At 68.9% G+C, this 11,939-nt stretch carries 8 protein-coding genes and 1 other RNA gene; 1 reads left to right on the top strand and 8 read right to left on the bottom strand.

Going from position 1 to position 11,939, the window contains the following annotated elements; genetic code table 11:
• Positions 1–73: 73 nt before the first annotated feature.
• Positions 74–2,482, bottom strand: a complete 2,409-nt coding sequence (locus ACI1V7_RS13330) for a penicillin acylase family protein (RefSeq protein ID WP_404532230.1) — start codon at positions 2,480–2,482, stop codon at positions 74–76.
• A 196-nt stretch (positions 2,483–2,678) separates the two neighbouring features.
• Here ACI1V7_RS13330 and ACI1V7_RS13325 point away from each other — a divergent pair, with 196 nt between their 5' ends.
• Positions 2,679–2,969, top strand: a complete 291-nt coding sequence (locus tag ACI1V7_RS13325) for a hypothetical protein (RefSeq protein WP_404532229.1) — start codon at positions 2,679–2,681, stop codon at positions 2,967–2,969.
• Here the strand turns inward: ACI1V7_RS13325 and ACI1V7_RS13320 are convergent.
• The 7 genes from ACI1V7_RS13320 to ubiD form a co-directional block, all read right to left on the bottom strand.
• Positions 2,866–4,941: a DUF2334 domain-containing protein gene (locus tag ACI1V7_RS13320; protein ID WP_404532228.1), complete on the bottom strand. Its 2,076-nt coding sequence runs from the start codon at positions 4,939–4,941 to the stop codon at positions 2,866–2,868. The two genes, ACI1V7_RS13325 and ACI1V7_RS13320, sit on opposite strands and share 104 nt — an antisense overlap.
• Positions 4,922–6,088: a glycosyltransferase gene (locus ACI1V7_RS13315; protein ID WP_404532227.1), complete on the bottom strand. Its 1,167-nt coding sequence runs from the start codon at positions 6,086–6,088 to the stop codon at positions 4,922–4,924. Before ACI1V7_RS13315 ends, ACI1V7_RS13320 begins: the two co-directional genes overlap by 20 nt.
• 100 nt (positions 6,089–6,188) lie before the next feature.
• Complete coding sequence (recR, locus tag ACI1V7_RS13310) at positions 6,189–6,779, bottom strand: recombination mediator RecR (protein ID WP_404532226.1); 591 nt, start codon at positions 6,777–6,779, stop codon at positions 6,189–6,191.
• A gap of 61 nt (positions 6,780–6,840) precedes the next feature.
• On the bottom strand, positions 6,841–7,167 hold the full coding sequence (locus ACI1V7_RS13305; protein WP_290411535.1) for a YbaB/EbfC family nucleoid-associated protein: 327 nt from the start codon (positions 7,165–7,167) through the stop codon (positions 6,841–6,843).
• A 66-nt stretch (positions 7,168–7,233) separates the two neighbouring features.
• Positions 7,234–9,510: a DNA polymerase III subunit gamma/tau gene (locus ACI1V7_RS13300; RefSeq protein WP_404532225.1), complete on the bottom strand. Its 2,277-nt coding sequence runs from the start codon at positions 9,508–9,510 to the stop codon at positions 7,234–7,236.
• A 139-nt stretch (positions 9,511–9,649) separates the two neighbouring features.
• Positions 9,650–9,748: signal recognition particle sRNA small type (gene ffs / locus ACI1V7_RS13295), an RNA gene on the bottom strand.
• A gap of 173 nt (positions 9,749–9,921) precedes the next feature.
• Complete coding sequence (gene ubiD, locus ACI1V7_RS13290; protein ID WP_404532224.1) at positions 9,922–11,406, bottom strand: 4-hydroxy-3-polyprenylbenzoate decarboxylase; 1,485 nt, start codon at positions 11,404–11,406, stop codon at positions 9,922–9,924.
• Positions 11,407–11,939: the final 533 nt, after the last annotated feature.

Raw genomic sequence — 11,939 nt, 5'->3', positions numbered from 1 at the left:
GCGGCGCCGACAACATTGGGTCCCTGCCTGCGCAGGGACGACGGTATGCGTGCCCACCCTGCGTCCCGCAGCCTTATCTGGTGAACGTCAACGTGTACTTCGCCGCCCCCGGCAACAAGGCCTTCGGCTCCCCCCTCACCCACGCGGCGTGCCCGCGCAGGAAGAACGGCGACAGCGGGTGCCCGCTCTGCCCGCCCGGCATGTCGAACAGCCCTTCTTCCTCACGTCCCGGCGACACCACCATCCGTTCCGACTGCCCGAACTTCGGCCCCGCCACGCGCGGCATGTTGCCGTCGCCCGGCAGCTGGTCCGGCGGCGCGCCGAGCCAGCGCGCCAGCGCCGGCAGCGCCATCGCGATCGGATGCGTGATCGCCGCCGTGTTGCGCCGGCCCCAGGTGGCCTCGGCGAGCGGCGTGCCATCGCGCGTGACTTCAGCGATGGTGCGGTCGACGGCGGCCAGCTGCAGGTCCTGCCAGCTGGCGTAGCCGGACGGCAGCCAGGCGGACGGCTGTTCGTCCAGCAGGCGCGCGACGACGTCGGGCCAGCGCGTGGTCGCCGCCTGCACGGTCGCCTTCGGGTCGAGCGCGCGCAGCTGCACGTTGGCGCCGGCGAACAGCAGGTCGTGCAGCGACCAGCGGTATTGCTGCGCCAGGCGGTAGCCGACCGAGCCCACGCTCGCATGGCCATCCCAGCTTTGCCGCAGCAGCTGCCTGAACGCGGTGCGCTGCGGATGACCCGCGACGGCGCGGTCGTCGAGCACGGCCAGCAGGCGCGTGCGCCATTCGCCCACGTAGACCGCGCGGTCGTCCAGCGTGGCGCGGAAGGCCGCGCGCACGTCGGCACGGCCACCCTGCAGCGATTGCAAACCGTCGCCCAGCTGGCGCGTGCGCGCGCCGAGGTCGAAGCCGCCGTCGCCCAGCACCTCGGCATCCGGCCCCGCCAGCTGGCGGCTGTTCGCGGTGACCAGCTGCCCGCCCGGCGGATTCACCAGGCGCGGATGGCGCGCGGGCGGCAGCAGGCCGTCCCAGGTCGGCAGCTGGCCGTCGGCGGCGAGCGGATACGACACGGCGGTGCCGCCCTGGACGCGCTGCGGCAAGGCGCCGGCGATGGTCCAGCCGATATTGCCTCTGGCGTCGCCGATGACGATGTTCTGGGCCGGGATGCCGTCGGCCGCCGCCGCGTCCAGTGCCTCGTCCAGCGTGAGCGCGCTTTCGAGCTTCAGGTGGTTCAGGTTGATTGCTTGCGGCGCGTGGGCGACCCAGTGCACGGCGTAGGCGTCGGGGCCCACCAGGCGCACGGGGCCGAGGCTGGTCTCGCGCACGACCAGGCGCTCGGCCGGCGCGCCCTTCACGAGGATCGTCTCGGCGTGCTCGCGCGGCGTTTCCCAGCCGGCCTGGGTGCGCAGCATGCCCGGATGGGCGTCGTCGCGGTCCAGCCGGACGAGGTCGAGCGTGTCCGCATAGCTGTTGGTGAAGCCCCAGGCCACGTGGCCGTTGCTGCCCGCGATGACGAGCGGCGGCGCGCCCGGCAGGCTGACGCCGACGATGCGGCGCGCGCGTCCCTGCGCGTCCGTGTAGCGCAGCGCCAGCCGGTACCAGATGTTCGGCAGTTGCAGGCCAAGGTGCATGTCGTCCGAGACGATGGCCGCGCCGCTCGCGCTGCGGCTGCCGGCCAGCGCGAAGTTGTTGCTGCCCACGCCATCGGTGAACCCGACGCCGGCCACCTGGCGCGCCGCCACCGCGCCCAGGCTGCCCCACCACACGGGGGCGGACGGCGGCACGGGCGCTTCCTTCGGCGCCGTGATCGCCGGCGCGTCGAGCGGTGCATCCCACCTGCTCGACTCGGGCAGCAGGAAGGCGCGCTGGGCCGGATCGAGGTCGTTCGCCAGCCAGCCGCGCGCCAGCTCGCGCGCTTCCTGGTTGCCCTGCAGGTCGAAGTACATCGCCCACACGACGAGCAGCGAATCGGCGGCCGTCCAGGGCCGCGGCGCGATGCCGTTCAGCGCATACTCGAACGGCCTGGCGCCCAGCGCCTGCAGGCCGTCGTTGACGCCGGCCACGTAGCGCTCGAGGAAGGCGCGGTCGGCCGCATCCATACCCTGCAGTACCGAGGCGGCGCGGGCGCGGAAGCGGTGCAGGCGGTGCGTGCGGTCGAGCGGCAGCGCGCGCGGGCCGAACAGCTCGGCCAGTTCGCCGCCGGCGCTGCGGCGCAGCAGGTCCATCTGGAAGAAGCGCTCCTGGCCGTGCAGGAAGCCGGTGGCATAGGCGAGATCGGTCCGGTTGGGGCCGCTGATCGTGGGCACGCCGTCGGCATCACGCTCCACCGTCACCTTGCCCGACAGGAGCGGCGCGTGGCGCGTGCCGTCGAGCTGCGGCAGGCTGGCGCGCAGGGTCAGCCAGGCGGCCACCAGGGCCAGTACCACAAGCGCCACGAGCGTTGCCAGCAAACGTGTCGTCCAGGTCCACCACCGCCGTGCCCGCATGCGCTTTCTCCCCCGCAAAAAGCGCATCTTGCCAGAAAAACCATTGCCTCGCGAGTCCCTGACTTCCGGTACCCGATTCGGTTCCCGGTGCATCTTTGAGGCATACCGGTAGCGCTTTCAGGTGCCTGTCTAAGCTGGTGGCATGCGCGCATGACGCTTGCTACCGCAGTCGCGCTATCGAAGGAGATCATCCGCCATGCGTGCGCTCATGCTTCCGCTCGCGCTGGCATCGGTGCTGGCCCTGGCGGGCTGCACGACGCCCGAGCAGCGCGCCGCCCAGGCCCGCGCCGAGATCGAGCAGGCAATGGTCGTGTATGGGCCGGCCTGCGCGCGCCTGGGCTACGCCACGCAGTCCGACGCCTGGCGCAGCTGCGTCCTGCATCTCAGCGCGAAGGAGGACGCGGAACGCTACGGCCCTTATCCGCACTACTACGCCGGCTACGGCGTCGGTCGCTGGCCCGGCGGCTGGTGGGGTCCGTACTGGTGACGAAGGTCGGGACGATGGCCTGCCGGTTGCCGAAGTCCACACGCTCTTGTCGGCCCGGAGCGGCGTGGCTGCCGGATACCGATCCGGATCCTGAGCCCGATGCAGCGCCGGATGAAGATGCGGCAGCAGCCCGCTGCATCGCCACGCTCTCGTGGGCAGAGGTGCGGACGACGCGCTTCCCCGGTTTGTTGACGGGCCTGGTGCCGGGAACGGCAGGTTTGGGCATGACGGCCGCGTCGGCGCCGTATGTCTTCGCCACATGCTTCTTCATTGCATGCGCGTCCGCGATATGCCGATCGATCGCGCGCGCGTCGATGGCACGCGCGGTCGCGAGACGGACGTCTTCGATCTGCCGTGCCAGGGCATGCGTCGACGGAACCGGTGCCGGATCGCGTCCCCTTGCGTGCGACTGCGCCACATCGGCACGCGTATCGAGGCATGCATCGGCGTATTCATCGGCGCGTGCATCGTCCACGTGCGCAGCCTTCCTCCGTCCTGCCTCAGGCTTAGTTGCGTCAACCTGGGTTGCTTCAGCCTGGCTTGCCTCAGCCTGGGCTGCTTCACGCCGGGCGACCTCAGGCCGCGCCGCTTCAGGCTGCACGCCTTGTGGCTGCGTGATTGCGCTCGTCGCTGCCTCGGCCGTCGCTGCCTCGGCCGTCGCTGCCTCGGCCGTCGCTGCATCGGTTGCTGCTGCGTAGGTCGTCGCTGCCTCGGGCTTCTCTGCATCGGTTGCCGCTGCGTAGGTCGTCGCTGCCTCGGTCTTCTCCGCATCGGTCGCCGCTGCGTCGGCCATCGCTGCGCCGGTCTTCTCTGCATCGGTCGCCGCTGCGTCGGTCGCTGCTGCGTCGGTCGCCGCTGCATCGCTCATCGCAGCCTCGGCCGTCGCTGCCTCGGCCGTCGCTGCATCGGTCCTCACTGCACCGGCATCCTCATCGCCGAGCCGGGACTGCGCAGCGTGCGCATCTGCACGGATCTCCGCATCGGCCGGCTTGTCCGCGTCGGCAGGTGCTGCATCGACAGGTGCCGCATCGACGGGTGTCGCGCGAACCGGTGCAACGATGTCCTGCACGATCACGAGGTCCGCTGCAGCCGGACCGGCAGCGACGCGGGCGCTGCGGGCCTCGTAGGCCTGCACGAGCCGGCGCGCGCATTCTTCCTTCGTCACGGCTTCGCGCTGCACCAGCAGGCGCTCCAGGGTGCGCTGCATGTGCCCCACCAGGTCGGGATAGCGGCCGTCGGGCGGGTGCAGGCTGAAACGCAGGAGCGGCGATTTCTCCAGCATCTTCGCGGTGGCGTCGGCCACGCGGGGCGACAGCAGGCGTCCGCCGCGGTTGCGCGCCGCATAGACGAGCGATGGCGAGAGCACGCTGTGGCGGATCGGGTTGCCGTCGGCATCGCGCAGGCAGTGGAAGTGGCTGAAGGTGGTCGTGTAGGCGAAGGGGGAAGCGCGCAGCGCGTTCCACGAACCCTTGCCCAGCAGCCAGGCCGGCGGGACGAAGCCATGCGTCGGCCAGCCATGCTCCGCGAACCAGGCCAGGCCCAGCTCCAGGCGACGCCGCGCCTCGGCTTCCGCCAGCGCGGCGAACTCGCCCTCCTTGCGCGTGTACACGGTGCGCAGGAAGCGCTTGGCGAGGCCGCCGCCGTTGGCTTCCGTGTCCAGGTGGCTGTAGCCATGCAGCGCCAGTTCGTCGCCGCGTTCCACCACGACGTCCAGGCAGGCTTCCATGACGGGCGAACGCTCGGGACGGAAATGGTAGTGCGGCACCACCAGCCAGGTCAGCGGGATGTCGGCGACTTCGCGCACGGCCTGCACGAGGCGCAGGCAATCGGGCCAGGTAGCGGGGGCAACGTCGTGGATCGACACGCACAGCATCGGCTTCTGTATTGCGGGGGCCAAGGCGCCGGTATCGGCGGCAGCAGGGATGGGCGTTTGCCCGACGGTGGGTTCGATCTTAGTTTGAATCAGTGACACAAATACGCTCCGGTTCGCGCGGCGTGCGCGCATGGCGGCCCAGCAGGCCGTCATAGCGGCCCAGTACCTGGGGCAAAATCTCGTTCCAGTCATAACGCTCGACGGCCTTGCGGCGCGCCGCCATGCCCATGCGGGCCAGGTCGCGCTCGAAGATGGCGTCGATGGCGCCGGCGAGGCTGTCGACGCTGTCCGGTTCGGCCAGCAGGCCCGTGTCCTCGTCGACCAGTTCCGCCACGCCGCCGCCGTTGGCCGCGACGACCGGCAGGCCGCAGGCCATCGCTTCCAGCACGATCAGGCCGAAGGTCTCGCAATCGCCGGGGTGCACCAGCACGTCGCAGCTGGCCAGCAGGCGCGCGAGCTGGCGCTGGTCGCGCTTGTACGGCATGCGCGTCATGTTGAGGATGTCGGGCGGGCTGTCGATGCCGGCGCCCACCAGCACCAGGTGGTAGCGCGGTCCCAGCTTGCGCACCGCCTCGGCCAGCAGGCCGAGTTTCTTTTCCGGCGTGAAGCGGCCCGCGTAGACCAGCAGGCGCGTTTGCGGCGCGAGCCCGAGGCGCGCGCACAGCGCGTCGCGCGCGGCCTCGCGCTCGCGCGCCGGCAAGGGGCGGAACACGGCGCTGTCGATGCCGAGCGGCTGGTGCACGGCGCCATGCACGCCCATGGCTTCCAGCTGCTGCACCATCACGCGGCTGGGCGCCAGCACGAGGTCGAACTGGCGATACAGGCTGGCCAGGTACTTGCAGGTGCCGCTCGCGGCCCAGCTTCCCAGGCGCGGCCGCACGAGGCGCGGCAGGTCGGAATGGTAGAAGGCGACGGCCGGGATGCCGTGGCGGCGGCGCATGCGCAGCGCGGCCCAGGCGCAGTGGCCGGCGTCGCCCGCTTCGACGAGGTCGGGGTGCGCGGACGCCAGCAGGCGCGCGGGCCCCGCCACCGACAGCGGCATGCGGTAGCCGTGGAAGCCCGGCAGGCCGGCGGCCGGGATGCGCACGAGGGCCGGCACCTGCGCGCCGCAGGTCTCGACGTTGGGACTCATGATCGTGTGCCGCACGCTGCTGCGCCGTGCCAGCCAGTGCGCCTTGGCGTTCAGGTAGGTGCTGACGCCGCCTCCTTCGGCGGCGTAGAACATCGTGATATCGACGAGGTGCATGCTGGGGTCCGATCAAAGTAACCCCACGATAGCAGCGGACGGGCCGAGCCCATTTTGCGCATCGTCAAAGCGATGCCCGCTGCCTCACGGGAGGGACCGATTATGCACTGCGCCTGTCGAGCATGGCGCGCGCGATGGTGCCGGCGTCCACATACTCGAGTTCGCCTCCCACGGGAACGCCGCGCGCGAGGCGGCTGACCTTCAGGCCGCGCGCCTTGAGCATCTCGCTGATGTAGTGGGCGGTGGCCTCGCCCTCGTTGGTGAAATTGGTGGCCAGCACCACTTCCTTGACCTCGCCGTCGTTGGCGCGGTTGACCAGCTTTTCCAGGTGCAGGTCCTTGGGACCGATGCCGTCGAGCGGCGACAGGCGTCCCATCAGCACGAAGTACAGGCCCTTGTAGGTCAGGGTCTGCTCGATCATCATCTGGTCGGCCGGGGTCTCGACCACGCACAGCAGCGCGCGGTCGCGCTCCTCGTTCGCGCACAGGTCGCAGATCTCCGTTTCGGAGAAGGTATTGCACATCGCGCAGTGGTGCACCGAGTCGACCGCCTGGTACAGGGCGCGCGACAGCATGGCGGCGCCTTCGCGGTCGTGTTGCAGCAGGTGGAAGGCCATGCGCTGCGCCGACTTCGGCCCGACGCCCGGCAGGCGCCGCAAGGCCTCGGTCAGGAAGTCGAGCGATTTGGACATGAGGTTTCCGGTGGTGGAATCGATGGCGCGGGCGCGTTCGGCACGCCCGCGCCGGGGGACATCAGAACGGCATCTTGAAGCCCGGCGGGATCGGCAGGCCGGCGGTCAGGCCGGCCATCTTTTCCTGCGTGGTCGTCTCGGCCTTGCGGATCGCATCGTTGAACGCGGCCGCGACCAGGTCTTCCAGCATGTCGCGGTCGTCGCCCAGCAGCGACGGATCGATGGTGACGCGCTTGACGTCGTTCTTGCAGGTCATCACGACCTTGACCAGGCCGGCGCCCGACTGGCCTTCGACTTCGATGAGGGCCAGCTGGTCTTGCGCCTTCTTCATATTGTCCTGCATGGCCTGCACCTGCTTCATCATGCCTGCGAGCTGGTTCTTCATCATGGTGGGTTCTCCAATAGGTCGGGTAAAACAAAAAGGATACGTGAAAGGGTACGAAGGCGCGCCGCCTCAGGTGCCGAGCGGACGCACGGAGCCCGGCACGACGAAGGCGTCGAAGGTGCGCGCCATCTCCTGCACGAACGAATCGGCTTCGACGGTGGCCTCGGCTTCGCGCTGCAGCTGCTCGCGGCGCGCCTTCGCTTCGGCGCTGGCCGTGTACCACACGGGTGCGATCTCGGTGTCGACGTTCACGCGCAGCGACGGGAAGCATTCCTGCAACGCCGCGCACAGCTTCTCGCTGTTGCCGCTGGCGCGCAGCGTGTCGACCGGCACGCGCAGGCGGAAGGTCGCGCTGCCGCCATCGGCCACGCACTCGATCAATTCGGTCTGGAATGCCAGCTGCTGGGCCACGCCGCGCAGCGGCAGCGATGCGGCCAGCGCGGGCCAGTTGCCGTCCCAGCCGATGGCATCCACCGGCGTGACGACGTAGGGATACGGGGCCCTGGACGGCGCCGCGACGCGGGCCGGCGGCGGCGCCACGGCCGGTGCTTCGGTGGCCGGCGCAGCGACGGCCGTGTCGTCGGAAAACCCGGTGACCCAGGCCGGCACGTCGTCGTCCGCGACGGCCTGTTCCTGCGCACGCGCTTGTTGCTGGGTTGGCTGCGACATGTGCTGCGGCTGCTGGGCCACGGCGCCCGGCTGGGCACGGCCCATGGCCGGCTGCGGCTGGGCCATCGCCTGCGGGCGGGCCGCGGCGGCGGGCGCGGCACCGGCCGGCGCTGCATCCCACGGCGCGCCCGGACCCGGACGTGCCGGCGTCGCGCTGGACTGCGGGCCCAAAGCGGGGGCCGATGCAGGAGCCGATGCGGATGCGGGGGCCGGCGCGGATGCGGGAGCGGAAGGTGCCGGCGCTGCGGCAGCGGGCGCCTCGGCCGGACCGGCCGGCGCACGCTTGACCCCGGCGGCGCCCGGACGCGAGGCGGCGCGCGCCGCTTCCAGCGCGGCATTGATCGACGCGCGGGCCAGGCTCATGGCCGGGGCGGCGCCGCCGGCCGAGGGTGCTGCCGGGGCAGCCGGGGCGGCGGGTGCGGCGTGGCTGGCGGCGGCGGGACCGGGACCGGACGCAGGGCGTGCAGGCGCCTGCGCCGGCGCGGCCGCATGCGCCGCCGGACGCGCGGGCTGGGCCGGCGGCAGCGAACGCGCCAGCGCGGCCGGCGCCGGAGAGGCGGACTGCTCGGCGCCGCCCTGCCCCGGACGGAACGCGAGCATGCGCAGCAGCGTCATCGTGAAACCGGCGTACTCGTCCGGCGCGAGGCCGATCTCGTGCCGGCCGTGCACGGCGATCTGGTAATACAGCTGCACTTCCTGCGGATCGAAGGCGAGCGCCAGGCGCTGGATGTCAGCCAGTTCGGGCAGGTCCTGCGGCACGGCCGTCGGCACCGTCTGCGCCAGCGCGATGCGGTGCAGCAGCGTGCCCAGGTCCTGCAGCGCGCCGTTGTACGACAGGCTGCGGCTGGCCATCTCGTCGGCCACCGCCATCAGGTCGGCGCCGTTCTGTTCGGCCAGCGCGTCGAGCAGGCGCACCAGGTAGGATTGGTCGAGCGCGCCCAGCATGCCCTGCACGGCCTCGAGCGTCACGGCCCCGGCCGCATAGGCGATGGCCTGGTCGGTCAGCGACAGCGCGTCGCGCATCGAGCCGTGCGCGCCCTGCGCCAGCAGGCGCAGCGCGGGTTGTTCGAACTGCACGTCTTCCTGGCCCAGGATGTTTTCCAGGTGGCCGACGATGTGGCCCGGCGGCATCTGTTTCAGGTTGAACTGCAGGCAGCGCGACAGCACGGTCACGGGAATCTTCTGCGGGTCCGTCGTCGCCAGGATGAACTTGACGTGCTCGGGCGGCTCTTCCAGCGTCTTCAGCATGGCGTTGAAGGCGTGGTTCGTCAGCATGTGCACCTCGTCGATCATGTAGACCTTGAAGCGCGCATTGCTGGGGGCGTACACGGCCTGCTCGAGCAGTTGGGCCATCTCGTCGACGCCGCGGTTCGAGGCCGCGTCCATCTCGATGTAGTCGACGAAGCGGCCGGCATCGATGGCGCGGCAGGGTTCGCACTCACCGCAGGGTTCGGCCGTGATGCCGCCCTGCCCGTCCGGGCCGACGCAGTTGAGCGACTTGGCCAGGATGCGCGAGAGCGTCGTCTTGCCCACGCCGCGCGTGCCGGTGAACAGGTAGGCGTGGTGCAGCCGTCCGGACCGCAACGCATGGGTCAGCGCACGTACCACGTGCTCCTGGCCGACCAGCGTGTCGAAGTTCTTGGGACGGTATTTGCGGGCGAGGACTTGATAGGACATACCGCGATTTTACCGTAGACCGGGCTTGCCGGGCCAATATTGGACGACGATGCGACACCGGGTGCGATGTACAGACGAACAATATCCCCAAGCGCAGCGCGCCGGCGGTATCGATGAGATGGGGGAAAAGAAGAAGGTAAAAGGCGAGCCTGATCTGCGGCACTTGCGGTGAACGGCTTTGGCTGCTTCGTTCCCGACCTGACCAGGTAAACCATGCCACAATGCGCAGGGGCCCGCCGAGGTCCATTATACCTGACGGGGGAGCCGCAGGCAAACCGGCCTTTTCAGCAGCATATGCACTCTATATATAGAGCATGCGGCGCGGCAGAACAACGGGGTCGGAGTCCAACCATCAACACCGGACTCTGACCCCTAGTCGTAGGGTGGGCACCACGTGCCCACCATGCACGCCTACAACCCCAGCTGCTGCCAGATCCCGTCCACGCGCGCCTTCACTTCCGGCGTCATGACGATCGGCGTACCCCACTCGCGGTTGGTCTCGCCCGGCCACTTGTTGGTGGCGTCGATGCCCATCTTGCTGCCCAGGCCGCTGATGGGCGAGGCGAAGTCGAGGTAGTCGATCGGCGTATTGTCGACCAGGACCGTGTCGCGGGTCGGATCGACGCGGGTCGTGATGGCCCAGATCACTTCCTTCCAGTCGCGCACGTCGACGTCCTCGTCCACGACGACGATGAATTTCGTATACATGAACTGGCGCAGGAAGCTCCACACGCCGAACATCACGCGCTTGGCGTGGCCCGCGTACTGCTTCTTCATCTGCACGACGGCCATGCGGTAGCTGCAGCCTTCCGGCGGCAGGTAGAAATCCGTGATCTCGGTGAACTGTTTCTGCAGCAGGGGAATGAACACCTCGTTCAGCGCCACGCCCAGCACGGCCGGCTCGTCGGGCGGCTTGCCCGTGTAGGTCGAGTGGTAGATCGGGTCGCGCCGCATCGTGATGCGGTCGATGGTAAAGACGGGGAACCAGTCCTGCTCATTGTAATAGCCGGTGTGGTCGCCGTACGGCCCTTCCAGCGCATGCTCGAAGCCGCTCGGGTGGTTCTCGTCCGGGTAGATATGCCCTTCGAGCACGATCTCGGCCGATGCGGGCACGCGCAGCTCGCTGCCGATGGCCTTGGTGAGCGTCGTGCGCTGGCCGCGCAGCAGGCCGGCGAACTGGTATTCGGACAGCGTGTCCGGCACGGGCGTGACGGCGCCCAGGATCGTGGCCGGGTCCGCGCCCAGCGCCACGGCCACCGGATACGGCTGGCCCGGGTTGGCGATGCAGTGCTCGCGGAAATCGAGGGCGCCGCCGCGGTGCGCCAGCCAGCGCATGATGACCTTGTTCGGCCCCAGCACCTGCTGGCGGTAGATGCCCAGGTTCTGGCGCTTCTTGTTCGGCCCCTTCGTGATCACCAGGCCCCAGGTGATGAGCGGGGCGATGTCGCCCGGCCAGCAGTGCTGGATCGGCAGGCGCGACAGGTCCACGTCCTTGCCCTCCCAGACGATTTCCTGGCATGGCGCGCCCTTCACTTCTTTAGGCGCCATGTCCCACACGGCCTTGACCAGGGAACCCATGTCCATGATGTCCTTAAAGCCCTTGGGCGGCTCCGGTTCCTTCAGCCGTGCCAGCACGTGGCCGATGCGGCGCAGCTCGCCGACGTCGTCCGCGCCCATGCCCAGTGCCACCCGGCGCGGCGTACCGAACAGGTTGGCCAGCACGGGAATCGTGTGCCCCGTCGGTTTCTCGAACAGCAAGGCGGGGCCACCGGCGCGTAGGGTGCGGTCGCAGATCTCCGTCATTTCAAGATTTGGGGAAATAGGCACCGATACGCGCTTGAAGTCATCCATTTCTTGCAACTTAGCAAGGAAATCACGCAAATCTGAGTAGTTCATCGATTTATTAATGCTTTTTTACATCTTTTGAGTTTGGCTAACAATCGGCGGCAAGTGATTGATTTGCCAAAGAATTGATGAGCCCCGCGGCTAGATTTAGATCTAAAAGTAATAAAGAGCAGCCGTGCTAGTATTGACTTGGTATAAACCGGCACCTACAATCCGCCTACCAAGTGAGACAGGCCCGTCCAGGACGTGATTTTAGCCGGTCTCCTTCTTTCACGGGGTCGGGGCCCCAATGACATTTGTAAGGAGTGTTTCCCAGGGCGTCTGCCCTACCTTACCCCGAGACAGTTGTTAGCCACTGGGCGCCTCCATAGTCAGCGCGGCCCAGCTGTAGCAAGCAATGACGGCGTTAGTCGACCGCAGCGAGCGGCGACAGACGGTTTTCTGATGCACGGCATTAGTACATCTTCAGCAGCGCACTTGCGCCGCCGTGGGGACACTTTTTCCGCGACAAAGGAGAGACGATGATTCATCGCTTCATCGGTACGAGCGCAAGGCTCGTCCAACAAGCGGCCAGCCAGCCCATC

It is taken from the genome of Massilia paldalensis (assembly GCF_044901715.1).
Taxonomy (GTDB): Bacteria; Pseudomonadota; Gammaproteobacteria; order Burkholderiales; family Burkholderiaceae_D; genus Telluria; species Telluria paldalensis.
Note: the sequence above shows the minus strand (reverse complement) of the source record. Positions and strands in the feature narration are given on the sequence as shown.